Origin of the sequence: Pseudoglutamicibacter albus (assembly GCF_022346425.1) — a bacterium.
GTDB classification, from domain to species: domain Bacteria; phylum Actinomycetota; class Actinomycetes; order Actinomycetales; family Micrococcaceae; genus Pseudoglutamicibacter; species Pseudoglutamicibacter albus.
Genome location: NZ_JAKRCW010000001.1, coordinates 291,008 through 310,248, shown reverse-complemented (window position 1 = coordinate 310,248; position 19,241 = coordinate 291,008). Strand labels below are relative to the sequence as shown.

Genomic DNA, 19,241 nt, shown 5'->3' with positions numbered 1-19,241 from the left:
GGGCTTCTTCCCGCGAAGGTTAAAAATGAACGAGAAGAGTACCCCACCCGAGCCACATACCACCCCGTCCCAGGTGCACGAACAAACCATTTCGTCACATGTAGCGGAGCTGGTCGATGAAAATCGCAAAAAACGCCGCAACGTCTACATCGGTGTTGCAGGCTTCTTGATCGGTTTCGTCCCAACCGTCCTCGGCATGCATCTTCCATGGTTCATTGACCCCGGCGAGACTCTTCTCCTAGTCCCCATGGCCCCGTTCATTCTCGGGATCATCGGCCTGCAAACCGCTTTGTTTACTCCTCGAAAGCACCTCGGCTGGGGCATCTTCGCAGGAACGGTGATCGCGTTCATGGCCTCGATCGCATTCTGGAGCTACCTTATAGGCATCAAGTACTAGCTACCAGCGGGGGATAAACTCGTAACGAGTGGCACCACAAACACCGAACGCAGAAACCATCCTGGGCCGGTTCTCAGAACCCACCAGCACCTGGTTCAACGGTGCCTTCCCACACCCCACGGCCGCCCAACTCGGCGCCTGGGACTCAATCTCACGCGGCAACCACACGCTCGTCATCGCGCCCACCGGCTCCGGAAAAACACTCTCCGCATTCCTCTGGTCACTCGACCAACTCCTCCACGGGAAACAGCACCAAGCCGCCGGCGAAAAGCCACAGAGCGACAAGACACAGAGCGACAAGACACTGCGCTCAGAGAAAGAAACCAAGAAGAGCCGGAGCAAAAAGAAACGCACCCGCGTCCTCTACATCTCCCCGCTCAAAGCGCTCGGAACCGACGTCGAACGCAACCTCCGCGCACCCCTCATCGGCATCACACAAACCGCGCGGCACCTCAACCAAGCCGCCGACGCCGCGAGCGAGAGCACCCTGGAAAACGCCGTTCTGGACACCAGCACCACCCCGGAGATCACGGTAGGCATCCGCACCGGCGACACCCCCGTCAACCAGCGCCGCAAACTCATTTCCAACCCGCCGGACATCCTCATCACCACCCCGGAATCCCTCTACCTCATGCTGACCTCCAAAGCGCGGGAGACCCTCAGCAACGTAGAGACCGTCATCATCGACGAAGTCCACGCACTCGCCTCAACCAAACGCGGCGCCCACCTCGCCGTCTCGCTCGAACGCCTCGACAACCTCCTCAAGAAACCCGCCCAACGCATCGGGCTCTCAGCAACCGTCGAGCCGCATCAAGAGGTCGCGCGCTTCCTCGGCGGAAACCAACCCGTGACCATCGTCGCCCCACCAGCAGAGAAAACCTGGGACCTCCGCGTCACCGTCCCCGTGCCTGACCTCTCAGACCTCGCGACCGCGCCCGCACCCCAAACAGGCCTACCCACCGACGTCGCCAGCGCAAGCATCTGGCCCCACATCGAAGAACGCGTGCTCAGCCTCATCCGCGCCCACCGCTCCACCATCGTGTTCGTCAACTCACGGCGGCTCGCAGAAAAACTCACCACCGCACTCAACGAACTCAACACCCGCCACGAAAACGAACGCACCGGCACAGAGACACCTGTGCCGGACATCGTGATGGCCCACCACGGCTCCGTATCCAAAGAACGCCGCGCCGCGATCGAAGAATCCCTCAAAACTGGGGCGCTCACGTGCGTCGTGGCGACCAGCTCGCTCGAGCTCGGTATCGACATGGGCGACGTCGACCTCGTCATCCAGATCGAATCCCCCGGCGCCGTATCCGCCGGACTGCAACGCGTAGGCCGAGCCGGCCACCACGTCGGCGCCGAATCCCACGGCCACTTCTTCCCCAAACACCGCAACGACCTCGTCTCCACCACCATCACCGTGCAACGCATGCGCGAAGGACTTATCGAAACCATGGCGATCCCCGCCAACCCACTCGACGTCCTCGCACAACACACCGTCGCAGCCGCAGCCCTAGACACCCTCGACGTCGAAACCTGGTACGACACCCTCCGCCGCAGCGCCCCCTACGCATCCCTACCCCACTCCGCCTACATCGCAGTCCTCGACCTCCTCGCCGGAAAATACCCCTCCGCAGACTTCGCGGAACTGCGGCCCCGCATCATCTGGGACCGCGACGAAGGCACCATCACCGCCCGCCCTGGCGCGCAACGCCTCGCCGTCACCAGCGGCGGAACCATCCCAGACCGTGGACTCTTCGGCGTATTCCTCGCCGACAGCGACCAAGCCGGAACCGGCAACAAACGCGTAGGCGAACTCGACGAAGAAATGGTCTACGAAACCAGGATCGGCGAAGTCATCCAACTCGGTGCCAGCGCGTGGCGCATCCAAGACATCACATTCGACCGCGTCCTCGCCACCCCAGCCGCCGGAGAACCCGGCAAGCTACCGTTCTGGCACGGCGACGACCTCAGCCGCCCCGCCGAACTCGGCCAAGCACTCGGCGCATTCCAATCCCGCATCGCGCACCAACCCGAAACTGAAACCCACACCGAACTCACCAACACGGGGCTCGACGAATGGGCCGCGACCAACCTCATCCGCTACATCAAAGACCAGGAACAAGCCACCGGGCGCGTACCCAGCGACACTCACCTTGTGATCGAGCGTTTCAAAGACGAACTCGGCGACTGGCGGCTCATACTGCACTCGCCGTGGGGTAAAGCCGTCCACGCGCCATGGGCGCTCGCGGTCGCCGCCCGGATCGAGGAACGCTACGGACTCGACGGGTCCGCGATGGCAGCCGACGACGGCATCGTCGTGCGGCTACCGCTCGCCGAAGACGAACCACCCGGGGCCGAAATCTTCATCTTCGAACCCGAGGAACTTGAAGAAATCGTGACCGAACGCGTCGGCGGTTCCGCGCTCTTCGCCGCCCGCTTCCGTGAATGCGCTGCCCGCGCCCTCCTGCTGCCCCGCCGCGACCCGGGCCGCCGCACACCGCTATGGCAACAACGGCAACGAGCCGCCCAACTACTCGCAGTAGCGGCGAAGCATCCGACGTTCCCCATCGTCATGGAAACCGTGCGGGAAGTCCTCCAAGACGTCTACGACATGCCGGCACTGCGGCAGCTCACCCAGAAGCTTGCGTCCCGAGCGGTGCGCATCACCGAAGTAGAGACCCGCGAGCCCTCGCCGTTCGCGCAAAGCCTGCTATTCGGGTACGTCGCCCAATTCTTGTACGAAGGCGACTCCCCGCTCGCGGAACGCCGCGCTGCCGCGCTCAGCCTGGACCCCAAACTGCTCAACGAAATCCTGGGCCGCGGCGAACTACGCGAACTGCTCGATGCGGACATCATCGCCGCTGTCGAAGCCGAAGCCCAACGCCTCACACCATCACGACGCGCGTGGGGGCTCGAAGGCGCCGCGGACCTCCTGCGGGTGCTCGGCCCACTCAGCACAGAGGAGCTCGCGGCCCGCCTCAACCCACCGGATGGCGGCACGGCTTCCGCACCGCACGTTCCAGCACCGCACGCTTCGGTTGAGGACGCGGCGGCGTGGGCTGACGAGCTCGTGGCTCAACGGCGTGCACTCAAGCTCAGGGTCCGCGGGGCTGAGGTTTATGCCGCGATCGAAGACGCGGCACGCCTCCGGGATGCCCTCGGCATCCCGCTACCTATGGGTGTCCCGGTCGCGTTCCTCGAACCGTTCGAAGCGCCGCTGGAAGACCTCGTGCTCCGCTATGCCCGCGCCCACGGCCCCTTCACCACAGAACAAGCCGCGCGTACGCTGGGGCTGGCCAACGCCGTCGTAGTCCAAACTCTGCGCAGGCTGGTGCAGGACAATCGCGTCGAAGCTGGCGAGTTCACACCCGGACGTACCGGCGGCGAGTGGTGCGACATCGAGATTCTGCGCCGCATCCGCGCCCGCACGCTCGCCGCCCTTCGTTGCGAAGTCGAACCCACCCCGCAAGACGCCTACGCCCGGTTCCTGCTCGACTGGCAAGATGTCGCAGCAGGCGCAGGACAAGGTATGCGGCACGGCGCTGGGCGCGGCACTCAAGCGTCGCATAGCGCTGATGCGTTGCGTGGCTTGGACGGCGTTTACACCGTGATTGAGCAGCTCGCGGGAGTCCCGTTGCCGGCGAGCGCGTGGGAGTCTTACGTGTTCCCGGCGCGCGTGACGGATTATGCGCCGGCGATGCTCGAGGAGCTCCTCGCTTCGGGCGATGTTGTGTTCTCTGGCGCGGGGGCGCTCGCTGCTGATGACGGCTGGATCGCATTCCACACCACCGATACCGCGGCGCTCTCGCTGCCTCTGGCCATGACCGATGCGGTGGTGGCTAACGGCGCGGACTCCAAGAGCCCTGCCGACGCAACCAACCCAGGCGACGCAACGAGCACCGACGACGCGGCCGTCCACTCGACCCTCCACGAACGCGTGCTCGGGGTCTTGGGTTCCGGCGGTGCGTTCTATGTGGGGCAGATTGCGCAGGCTTTGGCCGCCGACGGCGCGGACCCTGGCGCCACCCCAGTCACAGACTCCGTTGTGGGTTCGGTTTTGTGGGATTTATTGTGGTCCGGCCGGGTCACGAACGATTCGTTCCTGCCGGTGCGTTCTCTGTTGACGCAGGGTAAGGCGACGCATCAGTCGCGTTCGCGTGCCCGCACCCGCACCACGAGGGTGGGGCGGGCCGGTTTGCGTGGTTTGCGTTCGGCATCCGCGTCGAAGCCGGCCGTGTTGTCTCCTGCGGAACGGCTGAACGCGGGACGATGGGCCGCGCTGCCTGCCCCGGAGACCGACCCGACGTTGCTGGCTGCCGCCCGCGCCGAGATGCTGTTGGCCCGCTACGGGGTCGTCACGAAGGGCGGGGCCTCAGTTGAGGGCGCCAGTTTCGGGGCGCTGTATAAGGTTTTCCAGCGGCGTGAGGAGACCGGGACGGTCCGCCGCGGCTATTTCGTGGAGAAACTCGGGGCGGCGCAGTTCGCGTTGTCCGGGACGGTGGACAGGCTGCGTGAGTTCGTCCGCGACGGCGATGCACCTTCCGCCGCCCTGTCCGACACCTCCGCCACCTTCGCCACGGGCACACCCGCATACAGTGCGGTGACCCTCGCGGCGACTGATCCCGCGAACCCTTTCGGCGGGGTTCTGCCGTGGCCAGACCCGCCCGCGAAAGCACGACCGGGCCGGAAGGCTGGTGCCCTCGTGGTCATGGTGGATGGTCACGCGGCACTGTATGTGGAGCGGGGTGGTCGGACCGTCATTTCGTGGATCGATGAGCTCGCGCACCATCTCACTACCGCAAGCGGCGCGGTGCCTGCCAGCGCGTCGGCGGCCGATGTGCAGTCAGCGTTGACCTCGATCGTTGCAGTCTCACTGGTTGAGGCGTTGCGGCGTGCCCGGTCGCAGGTCATCACGCTCCAGAAGGTCAACGGCGAAGACATCCTGGGCACGAATCTGGCTGCGGCGCTCCTCGGGGCAGGGTTCTCTTCACTGCCGTCGGGCGTGCGATTCCGCCCGGATTTCTGAGAACTCGGCAGTTCCAAAGCAGTAGAGGTATAGGATCGGACCTATCCGAACACCGCCTAGACCTGACGTGGGACCCCGTGACGACTTGGTACGAGATACTTCCGCTGAGCACCCAGCGAGACTTTTGGATTCGCACAGTTTGGGAAGGGAAACCCCCGTTGGGGCCGTACACCCTTGACGATGGACGCGATATTTACGATGTTGTTGCCGACGGCAACCTCGAAGAGCTCCCATTCGACGTGTGGTTCGAACGAGAAACAATAAGTCGCGGTAAACGTCGGGGCGACATTCTCTGGGGTGGCCCGCCCACGCTCGTGTCCCAACGTTTCGCGGATGCAGTAGCTGAACTCGGGGTAGCAGGGTGCTCAACATTCGAGGTAAACCTTTTCAGCGCGAACGAGGGGCGTGTCACCGGCTACGTCGGATTCGTCGAAAACACGGAAGGCACCAGCGAGATTACGTCATATGCTTGGCGGGAAAGCGCCCACAGTTTCGCGTGGATCGTGAGCGAACGCGTACTTGAAGGGCTCAGAGAACGCGGCGTTGATATGTTCCACGTCGAACCGTTCACTGAGAAGCGCCGGTTCCCGAAGATCTAGCCCTACTGTTCACCGAGCCCGCGGGTCAGGCTTTCAAGGTTGTGTTCAAGGAAACCGATATACGTCCCCGCGGGAGTGCCTGGTGCGCCGAGTTCATCCGAGTACAGGGTTCCTGCGATCGGCACACCGGTCTCCTCCGACACAGTCTCCATAGGCCGCTGATTGACGTTCGTCTCCACAAACAGCGCCGGCGGCCGATGCTCCCGCACAAAATCCACGGCACGCTTCAGCTGCTCGGGACTACCCGCGTCCTCCGTATCGATCAGCCAGATGTAGCCTTCGGCAAGCCCGTAACGCTTTGCTAGATACTGGAACGCACGCTCGCTTGTCACGATGATCCGGTCGTCCTCCGCGACGCCTGCGAACAGTTCGTCATAGCTGCCCGCCAACTCGTTGATGCGCCCAACGTAGGCGTCCCGGTTGGCACGATAGTCAGCGGCGTGCTCCGGGTCCGCCCGGATCAGGGCCTCAGCGACGTTCTCCGCCATCTTCGCCCCGTTAGCCGGGTCAACAAAAACATGCGGATTGACCTCGTCCTCGCCCTGGCCATCAGCGTCCGCATCGCCGCCAGCACCCGCATCGGCCGCTTCGCCCTGTTCCACCCCGTCGCTGATGTAGAGCGGTTTGATGCCGCGGGTCGCCTCCACGTGTTGGCTGGTGTCCAGGTCCACGGCGTTCATGAGCCGGCTGATCCAGCCGTCCTCCCCGCCCTCTAGATTCATGCCGCTGGAAATCAGCAGGTCAGCATCTTGAGCGTGAGTCGTGTCGGCAGGACGGAGCTCGTATTCGTGCGGGTCCTGCCCCACCGGAACGAGGTTATAGACATTCACGTGCTCCCCGCCGATCTGCCGCGTCATGTCCTCGAGAACAGAAAAACTCGTCACGACGTTGAACTTGCCGTCACCACCGAACCCGGCGCCACTACCGGCCTCGTCTCGCGGAACCACGCTACAACCTGTCACGGCAAGCAACGCCACCGCGATGGCAGCAAGCACCGCTTTGAAAGTCACTTTCCGCGTCATCGCCCAGCGATCGCTTTCGTAACGACGCCGGTGCGTGGCGCGAAGAGGTATGCGAGCGTGAACATGGTGAATGCAGTGAGCACTATGGCCGGCCCGGACACGATGTTGAACCTCACGGACAAGTACATCCCGCCGGCAGCCGCTATGACGCCGATGAGCGCGGACACCGCGATCATGCTCGGCAACCGGGTGGTCAGCAGATAAGCGGTCGCGGCGGGTGTGATGAGCAATGCGACCACAAGGATCACGCCCACGGTCTGCACGGACGCGACCGTCACGAGCGCAAGCGCAACCAGAACGCCGTAATGCACGGCCTTGACGGGAACCCCGTAAGAATCAGCGAGAACCGGGTCGAACGTCGTGATCTTCAGCTGTTTATAGAACAACAAGACCCCCGCGCACACAACCGCGCCGATCACCACGGCAAGCCACATGTCTTGCTTCCGCACCGCGAGCACGTTGCCGAACAATACATCGGTCAGTGAGAACGTCGCGGTCGTGTTGGAGAGCAAGATGATGCCGAACGCGAGGAACGCGGTGAACACGATCCCGATCGAGGTGTCACGTTTGAGCGTTGTGGTGGTCGAGACCACGCCGATCCCGAACGCCGCGAGCAGCCCTGCGGCGAGCGCCCCCACGAAGAATGAGACGTCGAACATGAACGCGAGCGCGATCCCCGGCAGCACGGCGTGGGAGATCGCATCCCCCATGAGTGAGAGTCCCCGCAGGATGATGAAGCTACCGATGACCCCGCACACGAGCCCCACAACGCTTGCGGTGAAGAGTGCGCGGGCGAGGAATGTGTATTCGAAAAGGTCGTTGATGAAGGTCATAGGTTCTCGTTCTCCCCGCCGCCGGTACCGGTAACGTCGCTGCCGCTGTGCGCTGCGCCGCCCAGTAGCGCTGGCGCGTAGGTGATGATGTCGGGCCCGTAGGTTGCGGAGAGGTTGTCTCCGGTGAAGATCGCGGCTGTGGCTCCGTTGGCGATGATACGGCGGTTGACGAGCACGATGTCGTCGAAGATGAGGCGTGCGTTGTTGAGGTCGTGGTGGACCACGATGACGGTCGCGCCGTGGGCGACGCGTTGCTTGAGGATGTGTGTGATGCGGGCCTGGGATGCGGCGTCGATACCCACGAAAGGCTCGTCGAGGAAGAACACGGTGGCCTCTTGCATGAGGGCTCGCGCGGTGAAGACGCGTTGGGCTTGGCCTCCGGAGAGTTCCCTTAGCTGGGTTGTGGCGTACTCGTTCATCCCGACCGCATCGAGGCATTCGCGGGCGCGTTCGCGGTCGGCTCGGCTGGGCCGTTGAAAGGTGCGTAGCCGCGGATAGCTTCCGAGCACCGCGGTTTCCAGAACGGTGATTGGGAAGTCCCAGTCGCTTGTGGTGCGTTGGGGGATGTAGGCGACCTCGCCGCGCACCTCGTCAAGGCTTTTGCCGTTGATGACGATGCGGCCTGTGGCTCGCGGAATGAGCCCCAGGCACGCTTTGACGAGGGTGGATTTACCGGCGCCGTTGGGGCCCATGACCCCCACCATGCGTCCTGCGGGGATACTGAGGTTGACGTTGCTCAAGATGGTGTTGCGTCCGTAGCGCACGGTCAGCTCTTCGATGCGCACCGCATCGGCTGTTTGCATGGTGTCCTCCTCGTCAGCCTGGTGTTTCAACATACCCCGGCAATTGTTAAGCTACCTTAACTTTTCTGTGGCGCCTAAAGCGCCGCCGTAACGCAGCTACCCCAGCAAGGCCTGCAAGAATGGGCAAGGTATTTCACACATTCTGTGTAGTTCACACATCCAGTCCTGAAACGCATGAGCTTCAAACCTTCCTCTTATAAGCAGTCCCCGCTACCGGTGAGAAACGGCATCAACGCGACCCGCCTTCGCGTACCGACCACCGGCCCGTGGGAGACCATTCAGGAATACACGCTGGCTCGTTTTGGGCACATCGACGCTGAAGGGTTGCGCCGCCGCTTCGCTCACGGTGAGGTTGCCGCGGTCGATGGCAGTCGCGTCACCCCGGAGACCCCGCTGGGCGCGCACGAATTCATTTGGTATTACCGGGACTCCCCTAACGAGGAACACATCCCGTTCTATTGCCGCGTGATCCATCGCGATGCGGACCTGCTGGTGGTGGATAAACCGCATTTCCTGCCGATGACCCCGGGCGGCCGGTACGTGCGCGAATCTGCACTGGCTCGGCTGAGAGTCCAGCTGGGGATCGATGACCTCGTGCCGATCCACCGGCTCGACCGCGCAACAGCCGGTGTGGTCATGTTCTCGATCAATCCAGCGACCCGCGGCGCCTACCAAACCATGTTTGAGCGCCGCGAAATCACCAAGAAATATCAAGCCGTCACGTTGACCCCGCCCGGCTGGGATCCGCAACATCCCGCCCTGGGTGGAACCCGCCTGCCCTTCACCGTCCGCAGCCATATCAAGAAGGTCCGCGGCGAGATCGTGGTGCGCCTCCATCGCCTCGACCAGTTTCCTCCCAACGCCGTCACCCGCATCCGCCTTGCCGCCTATGGCCTCAACCGCCGCGGCGAGGGCGTCTGCTTGTGGGACCTCTCGCCGGTAACCGGCCGCACCCACCAGTTGCGCGTGCATCTTGCCCAGCTGGATTCCGGGATCATCGGAGATCAGCACTACCCCTACCTGCTGGATGACGCCCCGGACAACCACGATGAGCCCCTGCAGCTATTAGCCCACACCATCAGGTTCACTGACCCTCTCACGGGCCAGCCGCGCTCCTTCACAACCCAGCAACGCCTCACCCTAGGCCCACTCACCATCCCTACGCAGGACAGCTCCGTCACGCAGGACAGCTCCCCTGCACAGCACTACTCCTCCACAAAACACCGCTCCGTCACGCAGGACGGCCGGCCGTGAACCTTTTCGATCCGAACGCGTGGGGTACGTGGTTCTATCTCGGCACGTTCTTGGCTCAAGTGTTGGATGCCGCGTTCCCGCTGATCCCGCAGGAGCTGTTCGCTCTAGCCATCCCAGCGTTGACGGGGCAGGGAATTATCAACGGGCCACTCGCTGCCGCGGTCACGGTGATCGGGCATGTGCTGGGTGAGGTGTGGCTCACGTGGGTAGTGCGTACGCGCCACGGGTGGCTTAACAAACGACGATGGGGCCGCCGGTTACTGCAGAGCGCGGACTCCGCGGCGGGTTCGCTTGGTTCTGCGGGCAGTTTCTCTGTTTTGGTGGGCTTGCGGTTCATATCGGGCGGCCGTACCGTCGCGTGCGTTGGCGCGGGCTTGTCGAAACTACGGTGGTCCCTGGTGTGGTGGTCTTCATGTGTGGGCTCCACCTTGTGGGTCTTATATATGATTACCCTTGGCGGAATTCTGCACTCGCTTCTGGGGTTGCCGGCGTGGAGTTCCGCGATTCTAGGCATGATTATCGGTAGTGTTTTGGGGGTAGTCCCCCTCGTGTGGACGCACAAACGCCGCCGTCGACTTCGAGGAGCCGTTAGTGCAGCTTCCGTCCCGTTGGAACAATCCCGTGAAGAAAAGTGACCGCTCTGATGAGCAGGTTGAGTCTGCTCGGGACAGTTCTGGCGCCCAGGATTCCGGCGAGGGCCAGGGTGGGCGCGCGGACGAGAACGTAGAAGGCTACGGCGAGACCCTCTATTTTCCGGCTCAGATCCGGCCTGAGACGTTGCGTTTCCCTGAACGTGATGAACCGTTCGATGTGGATGACACGAACGCCGAAACCGAACGTCGCGCCGCTGCGGCACAGGCTTCCCGCGAACGGAGCAGCAAAAAGACGGACGAAGCACCTGAAGCACCTGCTGCCCCAGACGGCCCTCCAGCCCTGGGCGTTCCACCTGCGCTGGGCGTTCCTCCAGCGCCAGACGTCCCGGCTACGCCAGAGGCGGACGTTCCCTCTACGCCAGAGGCGATTGATGAACCGGACGAGATCGCGGCGGAATCTGAAGAGCTCGAGGAACCTGAGGCGGTCGAGGAAGCACCGCGTGAGTTGACCCTCGAGGAGAGCGTGTGGGAGGCCCGTGAGGCCTTGCGCCTGCAGAACGAGCGCCACAATGACCCGGACTATTCACCGACCGAGTATGTTCCCATCGCGGTGTCCCGCAGGCCGGCATCAACGACTGCACAGGAGCAGGCCCCGCAGACTGTTGTGTTGCCGTATAACCTGCCAGAGTTTTCGCCAGCGCCTGAGCCACGCCCGCACGATCTGTTCCGGCGCATCACGGCAACGGTTGTCTCACTCGTCGCTTTCGTGGCGAGCCTCGCGCTCTTCAGCAAAGGAGTGCCGGCTGGACTCATAACGCATGCCGATGCGCGTGTTGAACTCGCGCCGCTGGTTCCAGGTATAGCTCTGGTTCCGGTTGCTGCTTTAGGGCTCCTCACCGCGAGCGCTTTCTCATGGAAACGCAATCAACATTCAGCCCGCCGCCAACGCAGCACAGGCTGGTTAACGGCTGTGACCTCGGCGGCGCTGGCCGGCTGGGTCGGCTCCGCGATGGCGGGTTTGTGGTGGCTTGCCGCCGTCTGTGCGGTCCTGTGGACCGCTCTGGCCGCGGAAGCAGTGCGGCGGCTCAACCTGCTCACCGCGCGCACGCATCGTGAGTATTACGAAACCGACCTCCCCACTGAGCTGAGTCTCGGCGCCGGCGCCTTCATGGCCGCATGGACCGCAAGCGCGGCCGCAACCGCGGCCGGATGGTCGCTGCCACCGCAAGCGCTCTGGGCGCCAGCGACCCTCGCTGTAGCGTGCATCCCCGTGTTCCTCGCCTCATTCACGGAACGTGGGCGCCTGTGGGCGCCGGTTGCCTTCGGTTGGGGTGCGGCGTGGCTCATCATCGCCCACATCGTTACGTTGGGTTTCCATGTAGGGCTCATCCTGGTGGCAGGGCTCGCGGCAGCATGTACGCTGATCGCAGCGACCACGCGACGCAACGACATCCGAGTCAAAGAAGCAGCCATCGACGCCAACCTGCGCCGCAGCAGCTAACGCGCGAACCTGCGTCGCAGTATCGAGCCTGGCCGCCGGCTAGCCTGGCTCACTCGCTAGCCTGGCACGGCTTCGCGTCGGCGCCGCGCCTGCTTGATCTCATACGTGAAAGGATGGGCTGATGAGCGCACCATTCCTGCTGTTGCAGACCCGCCCGGAAGACGCCTTGGCGGACGCCGAATACGAGGCGTTCGTGCGGCTGTCCGGACTTGAAGCGGGCGATGTTGAACGGTTCCGGCTTGAAGCCGCGCCGCTACCGGCCGGTTTTGAGAACACGTGGCATCAACGCTATTCGGCTCTGGTTCTTGGCGGGAGCCCATTCACCTCAACCGATGTTGATCGAAGCGAAACCCAGATCCGTGTTGAGGAAGAACTCGCGCGAGTGCTGGGGGTCGTGATCGAGAAAGACCTCCCGTTCCTTGGTTTGTGTTACGGGGTGGGTGTGCTCGGGTTGGCCTCCGGCGCGGTGGTTGACCGCACGTATTCAGAACCTGCGGGCATCTCCCACATCAGCCTCACTCCGGAAGGTATCGCTGACCCAGTACTTTCTGGCGTTGACCCGCATTTCGATGCGTTCGTAGGCCACAAGGAGTCTACGACCAAGCTGCCGGCCGAGGCGGTGTTGCTTGCCACATCGGACCCCGCACCGGTCCAGATGTATAAGCTCAAGAACAACATTTATGCGACCCAGTTCCACCCCGAACTGGACCCGGACGGGCTCATCGGGCGCATCGAGGCCTACCGTGAAAACGGCTATTTCGATCCGGAAGATTTCGATGCGATCGCTCACCTGGCACGCAACGCGGACGTGACCGCAGCGCACCGTATCCTGGCGAACTTCGCGGAGACCTACCTCCCGCGCTAGACGTACGCACCCACACGTTCTATATACGCCAGGCCTGTACCATGCTGGACCCCTCACACCCGCTGAAATCCTCACGCCCGCCGGGGCATGCACCAGCCCTGGGCCTGCCAACCGTTCATCAGTTGTCGAAGGAGTGCCGTGGCATCCACACTGTTCACCGAGCTGACCATCCCCGCCCCGCACGGTGCGGGGCTCACTCTACGCAACCGCGCGTTTGTCTCACCGATGTGCCAGTACTACGCGCCTCGCACCGGGGTTCCGCAGCCGTGGCACCTGGTGCATTACGGCGCGTTCGCGACCGGCGGTTTCGGCCTCGTCACGGTCGAATCCACGGCGGTCGAGGCACGCGGACGGATCTCTGATCAGGACCTCGGGCTGTGGTCGGATGAACAGATCGAAGGCCACCGCACAATGGCGGAGTTCATGCGCGCTCAAGGCGCGGCCGCAGCGGTTCAGCTGGGGCACGCGGGCGGTAAAGCCGCAACCTACCCCAACTTGCGTGACGAGCCCCGCGGGACCCTGGGTGAGGACCGCGCATGGGAGGTCATCGCGCCCGGTTCTGAACCGATCCAGCCCGGCCTGTTCACCCCTCGCGAGATGACCGCTGAGGACATCCAAGAGGTTATCGCCGCGTTCCGTGAAGCGGCACGCCGAGCGGATCAAGCTGGCTATGACGCGGTGCAGATCCACGGGGCGCACGGCTACCTGATCCACGAGTTCTTCTCGCCACTGACCAATCAACGTGAGGATGAATACGGCCGCGACCGGGCACGGTTCGCACTCGAGGTCGCATCCGCGGTGCGTGAAGTGTGGCCTGCGCATAAGCCTCTGGGGATCCGCTTGTCCGCAACCGACTGGGTCGAAGGCGGCGTGACATTACAGGACACGGTCGAGCTCGCCCGTCGGCTGCTGGAGGACGCCGGTGTGACGTGGTTTGACATCTCATCCGGCGGGATCCATCCGGATCCTAAAGTCATCCCGGTCGGGGCCGGCTACCAGGTTCAGCTGGCAGCCGCGTTACGACAAGCGTTACCGGCCGAACAGGCCGTGGTCAGCACGGTAGGGCTCATCACCGAACCCGCCCAAGCCGAAACGATCGTCGCTAGCGGCCAAGCCGACGCCACCAGCATCGGGCGTGAGGCCCTGCGCAACCCTCACTGGGCGGCCGTCGCCGCACGTTCGTTGCGCGTACGCGTTGAAAATAACCCCGCATCGGAGGCTTACTGGCTCGGGATGCGCTAGCGAAAACGCACGGCTACGCTCTCACGCTGTTTGAGAACAAAGCGACAATGCCCCGGGCGAGGCTGGCAACCAGACACACAGTGAGGTAGACAAAGACTATGAGCGCTGTACGGACCCCGGACCCAAACCCAGGCTGGCTATCAGAAGAGGACCTGTACGAGGCCCGACGCCGGCTACCGATCGTCTACGTGCAAGCGATTCCCGTGCGTGTGGACCCGATGGGCTACGTTTCCGAGGTCGGCCTGCTCTACACGACCACGGATGAAGGCCAGTTCGAGCGGACCTTCGTCTCCGGCCGTGTCATGTACCGCGAGACGATCCGCGCGGCCTTGATGCGCAACCTCGAAAAGGACCTCGGCCCGCTTGCGATGCCGTCGTTGCCAGCCTCGCTCACCCCGTTCTCGGTTGCGGAATACTTCCCGTCCCCCTCCGAAACCGGGCTCACTGACGAACGGCAGCACGCCGTCGCACTCACCTACGTGATTCCGGTGCAAGGCGAGTGCAACCCACGCCAAGACGCGCTCGAACTGTCCTGGCTGACCCCAGAAGAGGCCCTCTCAGAAAGCGTTCAAGCCGAATTCACCGGAGGCCGTGGGCAGATCATCCACCAAGCGCTCGCCTACGTGGGGTGGGGACGGTGAGCCAAACACAATCAACGGCGCAGGCGCAGACGGCCCAAACGCAGGCGGCGGCGCAAGCGCAGGCGGGGTCCCCATCCCATGCGGCAACCGTGCATTTCGATGGGCGTTTCCCGCGGCACCGCCAAGCGATCCCCGCCCGCAATATCACCAAGGGTGACCGTTTCATGCACCGTTCCGGCCTGCCTTCGGAGCCGGTCCAGTCCGCGAGGGTCGTGAAGGACTCCTTCGGGACTGACGCCTACGTGGATGTGGTGCTGGAAGACGGCTCGCGTGCAACCGTGGCGATCAATTCGACCATCCGGGTTTTCACCGAACGCAACCTGGGCCCCGGAATCGATGAGCTGTTGGCGGTGCCTGTCGAGGAAGGTTCCGCGGAAGCCGCACTCGTTGAGGCCGCCAAGGCCCACCGCAAGGACGCGCAGTTGCTCAGTGCTGCGCTGCGTGTGGCACCCGGCATCAACACTCGTGCTGGATCCCACCTCGATAGCCTCGTGTGGGCCGCTTTCCAGCTGGCTGTGGTGTATGAAGACACCGAATTCGTGTGGCCTATCCTCAACGTGCTCACCCAACAATCCTTCGAGGACAACGCAACACGCTGGCTCCCCACACGCTACGGGCTCGCGCTCGCGTGCTGGCTTGCCCGCCAAGCCGCAGACCACGATGCCGCCACCGGCTACGCGCAGCAACTCAAGGGCGGCGAGGAAGCACTCATCGCTACCCTGCCGGGCACCGCGCGTGAGATTCACCGCCGCCAGCTTGAGCACGCATCGTTATACGACCGCGAAATACAGCGCGCCCGCGACAGCCTCAACGCACCCCTAGAGCTCGAATTCCGGTGGAGCCGGCTGAAGTCGCTCATGGTCACCACCGCATACCGTTTAGCGTTTGAGCGCGAACGCCCCGACTTCATTGCGTTGATCGAACGCGAGCTACCGATCATCCGCGCCGCATCAGGAGAACCCCGTGAACACCACTCCACCCACCAACACGCCGCTGAACGCCACGCCGCCCAACAGCACGCCACATTCCGATCGAACTAGCAAGCGCTCGGTTGGTTCTAGCCAGCGCTCGGTTCGTGCTAGCAAGCGCTCCGCTGCAGCCAGCCACGCGCCCTCGGCTGATTACGTCAAGCCTGAGCTTCCAGCGGGGCATGAGCGGCACTCCGAATTCGGTTTCACCGTGGGCACCCGCATGGCCAATGGGCGCGGCCGTACCGGCGTGATCCGCACCCCGCACGGCGACATCGCCACGCCCGCGTTCGTGGTAGTCGGCACTAAAGCCACCGTCAAGGCAGTGCTCCCCCGCGATGTCAAAGAGCTTGGCGCGCAAACCGTGCTATCCAACGCGTACCACCTCTATCTGCAGCCAGGGCATGAGATCGTGGACGCCGCGGGCGGCTTGGGTGAGTTCATGGGCTGGGATGGGCCGACCTTCACCGACTCGGGCGGCTTCCAAGTCATGAGCCTCGGCTCAGGCTTCAAGAAGGTCATCGACATGGGTTCCGACGGCGCCGCCGTGGGTGGTGGAGCCGACGATGCGGTAGCGCCCGGGCATGAACGCATGGCTAACGTCGATGACGACGGCGTGTGGTTCACCTCCCACATCAACGGCGATAAACACCGCTTCACACCCGAGATTTCGATGCAGGTCCAGCACGGCCTCGGCGCGGACATCATGTTCGCTTTCGACGAGCTCACCACGCTGCACAATTCCCGCCGGTACCAGATCGAATCCCTCGAACGAACCCGCCGCTGGGCTGAACGTTGCATCATCGAACACTTCCGCCTCACCGATGAACGCGCCCACCGCCCATACCAAGCACTCTTCGGCGTGATCCAGGGCGCCCAATACGAAGACCTGCGCCGCCAAGCCTGCCAAGACCTCGCAGCTATGCCTTTCGACGGCTTCGGGATCGGCGGAGCACTCGAGAAGGAAAATCTCGGGACCATCGTGGGCTGGTGCGCCGAAGAACTACCCGAGAATAAGCCGCGCCACCTGCTGGGCATCTCCGAACCAGACGATGTGCTGTGGGCCATCGAAAACGGCGCGGACACCTTCGACTGCGTCTCCCCTACCCGCGTAGCCCGCAACTCGGCGTTCTACACCGACTATGGCCGCTACAACCTCTCCAACCGACGCTTCCGCGAAGACTTCCGCCCACTACAGCCCGGCTGTGAATGCGCGACCTGCACCACCTACACCCGCGCCTACATCCACCACCTCTACAAGGCCAAAGAGATGCTCAGCCACACGCTCATCTCGATCCACAACCTCGCCTTCACCGTGAGGCTCGTGGACCGCGCCCGCGAAGCGATCGAGAACGGAACCTACGAGGCGTACAAGCACACCGTCTTGAGCAACTACTACGGAGGCCACGGCTCCCCCGACGGGCTCGCCAGCTAAGCCGCCCAGCTAACTCAACAGCCCCGCTAACTCAGCGGCAGAGCGCTAGGCGGCCGTGACGTCGTTATTCTTCGGGTAGCTCGGCTCATACCGCTTCACCAGCTTGATCACCACAACCGTCACCGGCGAGAACACGACCTCCACACCGAGCTTCCAGCAGAAACCAATCACAAAGTACTGCAGGAACACCCCGAACGAATCGATCCCGATCACAGGGGCGGCAATCGAGCAGAAGATCAGCGTATCCAGCGCCTCACCAACACCCGAAGAACCCAGGATGCGCAACAACAGACCGCGCTCGCCGTGGCGGCGCTTGAGCCACACGATGATGAGCGCGTTCGAAAGCTGGCCCGCCATGAAACCTAGAAGGGAGGCCAGCACGATCTGCCATACCGGCCCCAAGGTCGCTGCGAGCGCTTCCTGGCCCTCATAGAAGCTCGCAGAAGGCAGAGCGATGATCGCCTGGAACGTCAGCACCGCGAGCGCACCGAAGATGAAGGTTGTGATGATGGCCCGGCGCGAGGCTTTCCACCCATAGACCTCGGAGACCACGTCCCCCAGAATGTAGGCCAGCGGGAAGAGGAAGAATCCGCCGTCGGTCACCAACCCGAACAGTTCAACGCCCTTGCTCGCGCCAATGTTGCTGAGCACGAACACGAGGCCCATGAGGGCCAAAATGGTGGGATAGAAACGTGAACCGGTCGATGCGAAAACCGCCCGCCGCTCACGGGTCGCCTCCGTTACGGGGCTGGCGAAGACGGCGTCCTGGGCAGCGTTGGTGTCACTAGCCGGGTTGGTTTCATTGGCAGGGTTGGTTTCGGGCCGGGTAGGCATAGCTCTCCTTCAACGGAATGGTGTTGCGCGGCCCGGTCCTGCCACCACCGGGTTGCTACGAAACATGAAAGTTCCCGACCTATTTTGGCACGACCAGTGACTGGTTTGCCGGATCGTGACTGTGCGTGGTTTTACGATATGACTATGAGTTTTGAGAATCCTCCCATCGTATTGACCATCGCAGGTTCTGAGGCCACCGGCGGTGCGGGCGCCCAGGCTGACCTGAAGACGTTCCAGGAGCTCGGTGTTTTCGGTATCGCAGGGCTCACGTGCATCGTCTCTTTCGACCCGAAGGATGATTGGAACCACCGTTTCGTACCGATCGATCCGCAGGTGATTGCCGACCAGCTTGAGGCCTCGCAGACCTCGTATGAGGGCAAGCTACGTACCGTGAAGCTCGGCATGATGGGCACCCCGCAGACCATCGAGACCGTCGCGGGCGCGCTCGAGCGCCAGGAGTGGGACAACGTCGTCTTGGACCCGGTGCTGATCTGCAAGGGCCAGGAGCCGGGCGCGGCTTTGGATACTGACCAGGCTTTGATTGCCAAGCTCCTTCCGAAGGCTACGTTCGTGACCCCTAACCTGTTCGAGGCTTCAACCCTGGCCGGTTTTGAGGTCACGGATATCGAGGGCCTCAAGAAAGCCGCGCAGGTCATCCATGAAAAGTCTGGTGCCGCGGTACTCGCCAAGGGTGGGGTCCGTATGGACGGCCCGGACGCTGTGGATGTGTTCTATAACGGAGGCGAATTCGAGGTTCTCGCGACCCCTAAGGTCGGCGATCACGCAGTCTCCGGGGCCGGTTGCTCATTGGCTGCCGCCGTCGCCGCACTGCTGGCTCGGGGCCGCTCCCCACTTGACGCGGCACGCGAGGCCAAGGACTTCGTGACCCGCGGCATCCACCAGCGGGTGTCTTCGCAGCTTCCGTTCGATGCCTTGTGGCAGGGCGGGCTGCGCTGACTCTAATACGAGGCTGTGCGGGAGCTGTTTGTGAGCAAAAAGTTCTTGCAACATTTCGTATACGAATAAACCCCGGCTTTCTCAGGCTTCACAGGCAAAAACCTGGAAAGTCGGGGTTTTTGATAAAAGTGACACGTAAACTATCTTGGCTACACCACAGCCTTTTCATAGCCTTTGCATAGAATCATAAATTCGCCTTGACATTACTCGCGGTTTAGAGAAATCTCATCAGTGTTGATGTGACATTACGCACATGATGTTCACA

At 63.0% G+C, this 19,241-nt stretch carries 16 protein-coding genes; 12 read left to right on the top strand and 4 right to left on the bottom strand.

The window, feature by feature from the left end:
• Positions 1 to 25 precede the first annotated feature (25 nt).
• The 3 genes from MHJ63_RS01265 to MHJ63_RS01255 all read left to right on the top strand — a co-directional run bounded on the left by MHJ63_RS01265 (position 26) and on the right by MHJ63_RS01255 (position 6,028).
• Entirely contained in the window at positions 26 to 397 is a 372-nt protein-coding gene (locus MHJ63_RS01265; RefSeq protein ID WP_035756420.1) for a hypothetical protein, read from the top strand.
• Between the two features lie 28 nt (positions 398 to 425).
• Positions 426 to 5,429 carry an ATP-dependent helicase gene (locus MHJ63_RS01260; protein WP_239445932.1) on the top strand — a complete coding sequence of 1,668 codons (5,004 nt, stop codon included), beginning with the start codon at positions 426 to 428 and terminating at the stop codon, positions 5,427 to 5,429.
• 158 nt (positions 5,430 to 5,587) lie between these two features.
• Positions 5,588 to 6,028 (top strand): hypothetical protein, encoded by a 441-nt coding sequence (locus tag MHJ63_RS01255; protein ID WP_070508043.1) that lies wholly within the window; start codon positions 5,588 to 5,590, stop codon positions 6,026 to 6,028.
• Positions 6,029 to 6,030: 2 nt separating this feature from the next.
• Here MHJ63_RS01255 and MHJ63_RS01250 read toward each other — a convergent pair whose 3' ends face one another.
• From MHJ63_RS01250 to MHJ63_RS01240, 3 genes are read right to left on the bottom strand one after another with little or no spacing between them, the layout of a single operon-like run.
• A complete protein-coding gene (locus tag MHJ63_RS01250; RefSeq protein ID WP_239445931.1) occupies positions 6,031 to 7,050 on the bottom strand; it encodes a metal ABC transporter solute-binding protein, Zn/Mn family in 1,020 nt (339 codons plus the stop codon).
• On the bottom strand, positions 7,047 to 7,883 hold the full coding sequence (locus MHJ63_RS01245) for a metal ABC transporter permease (RefSeq protein ID WP_239445930.1): 837 nt from the start codon (positions 7,881 to 7,883) through the stop codon (positions 7,047 to 7,049). The genes MHJ63_RS01250 and MHJ63_RS01245 overlap by 4 nt, the downstream gene beginning before the upstream one ends.
• The gene (locus MHJ63_RS01240; protein ID WP_239445929.1) at positions 7,880 to 8,686 is read right to left on the bottom strand and encodes a metal ABC transporter ATP-binding protein; all 807 of its coding nucleotides are present in this window, start codon (positions 8,684 to 8,686) and stop codon (positions 7,880 to 7,882) included. Before MHJ63_RS01240 ends, MHJ63_RS01245 begins: the two co-directional genes overlap by 4 nt.
• Positions 8,687 to 8,860: 174 nt before the next feature.
• Here MHJ63_RS01240 and MHJ63_RS01235 point away from each other — a divergent pair, with 174 nt between their 5' ends.
• From MHJ63_RS01235 to tgt, 8 genes are all read left to right on the top strand, one after another.
• Positions 8,861 to 9,940, top strand: coding sequence for a pseudouridine synthase (locus MHJ63_RS01235; RefSeq protein ID WP_239445928.1), 1,080 nt, complete (start codon positions 8,861 to 8,863; stop codon positions 9,938 to 9,940).
• Positions 9,937 to 10,575, top strand: coding sequence for a DedA family protein (locus MHJ63_RS01230; RefSeq protein ID WP_070491797.1), 639 nt, complete (start codon positions 9,937 to 9,939; stop codon positions 10,573 to 10,575). The genes MHJ63_RS01235 and MHJ63_RS01230 overlap by 4 nt, the downstream gene beginning before the upstream one ends.
• Positions 10,562 to 12,034, top strand: coding sequence for an MFS transporter (locus MHJ63_RS01225; RefSeq protein ID WP_035756433.1), 1,473 nt, complete (start codon positions 10,562 to 10,564; stop codon positions 12,032 to 12,034). The genes MHJ63_RS01230 and MHJ63_RS01225 overlap by 14 nt, the downstream gene beginning before the upstream one ends.
• Before the next feature lie 121 nt (positions 12,035 to 12,155).
• On the top strand, positions 12,156 to 12,899 hold the full coding sequence (locus MHJ63_RS01220) for a glutamine amidotransferase (RefSeq protein ID WP_035756435.1): 744 nt from the start codon (positions 12,156 to 12,158) through the stop codon (positions 12,897 to 12,899).
• A 138-nt stretch (positions 12,900 to 13,037) separates the two neighbouring features.
• Positions 13,038 to 14,141: an NADH:flavin oxidoreductase/NADH oxidase gene (locus tag MHJ63_RS01215; protein WP_232219296.1), complete on the top strand. Its 1,104-nt coding sequence runs from the start codon at positions 13,038 to 13,040 to the stop codon at positions 14,139 to 14,141.
• Between the two features lie 98 nt (positions 14,142 to 14,239).
• On the top strand, positions 14,240 to 14,782 hold the full coding sequence (locus MHJ63_RS01210; RefSeq protein ID WP_035756437.1) for an NUDIX hydrolase family protein: 543 nt from the start codon (positions 14,240 to 14,242) through the stop codon (positions 14,780 to 14,782).
• Positions 14,779 to 15,822, top strand: a complete 1,044-nt coding sequence (locus MHJ63_RS01205) for a DUF6707 family protein (RefSeq protein WP_035756439.1) — start codon at positions 14,779 to 14,781, stop codon at positions 15,820 to 15,822. Before MHJ63_RS01210 ends, MHJ63_RS01205 begins: the two co-directional genes overlap by 4 nt.
• A 151-nt stretch (positions 15,823 to 15,973) precedes the next feature.
• Positions 15,974 to 17,185, top strand: coding sequence for a tRNA guanosine(34) transglycosylase Tgt (tgt, locus tag MHJ63_RS01200; protein WP_052048537.1), 1,212 nt, complete (start codon positions 15,974 to 15,976; stop codon positions 17,183 to 17,185).
• Positions 17,186 to 17,230: 45 nt separating this feature from the next.
• On the opposite strand, the gene MHJ63_RS01195 is transcribed toward tgt, so the two are convergent.
• Positions 17,231 to 18,019, bottom strand: a complete 789-nt coding sequence (locus MHJ63_RS01195; protein ID WP_035756441.1) for a queuosine precursor transporter — start codon at positions 18,017 to 18,019, stop codon at positions 17,231 to 17,233.
• A 144-nt stretch (positions 18,020 to 18,163) separates the two neighbouring features.
• Between MHJ63_RS01195 and MHJ63_RS01190 the strand changes: the two genes are divergently transcribed.
• A complete protein-coding gene (locus MHJ63_RS01190; protein ID WP_239445927.1) occupies positions 18,164 to 18,976 on the top strand; it encodes a hydroxymethylpyrimidine/phosphomethylpyrimidine kinase in 813 nt (270 codons plus the stop codon).
• The last annotated feature ends 265 nt before the right edge of the window (positions 18,977 to 19,241 follow it).

Bases quoted from the DNA above. Each gene is read 5' to 3' on its own strand.
- MHJ63_RS01220 (WP_035756435.1), top strand. From the start codon at position 12,156: ATGAGCGCACCATTCCTGCTGTTGCAGACCCGCCCGGAAGACGCCTTG.
- MHJ63_RS01265 (WP_035756420.1), top strand. From the start codon at position 26: ATGAACGAGAAGAGTACCCCACCCGAGCCACATACCACCCCGTCCCAG.
- MHJ63_RS01240 (WP_239445929.1), bottom strand. From the start codon at position 8,686: ATGCAAACAGCCGATGCGGTGCGCATCGAAGAGCTGACCGTGCGCTAC.
- MHJ63_RS01245 (WP_239445930.1), bottom strand. From the start codon at position 7,883: ATGACCTTCATCAACGACCTTTTCGAATACACATTCCTCGCCCGCGCA.
- MHJ63_RS01250 (WP_239445931.1), bottom strand. From the start codon at position 7,050: ATGACGCGGAAAGTGACTTTCAAAGCGGTGCTTGCTGCCATCGCGGTG.
- MHJ63_RS01195 (WP_035756441.1), bottom strand. From the start codon at position 18,019: ATGCCTACCCGGCCCGAAACCAACCCTGCCAATGAAACCAACCCGGCT.
- MHJ63_RS01210 (WP_035756437.1), top strand. From the start codon at position 14,240: ATGAGCGCTGTACGGACCCCGGACCCAAACCCAGGCTGGCTATCAGAA.
- tgt (WP_052048537.1), top strand. From the start codon at position 15,974: ATGGCCAATGGGCGCGGCCGTACCGGCGTGATCCGCACCCCGCACGGC.
- MHJ63_RS01235 (WP_239445928.1), top strand. From the start codon at position 8,861: ATGAGCTTCAAACCTTCCTCTTATAAGCAGTCCCCGCTACCGGTGAGA.
- MHJ63_RS01190 (WP_239445927.1), top strand. From the start codon at position 18,164: ATGAGTTTTGAGAATCCTCCCATCGTATTGACCATCGCAGGTTCTGAG.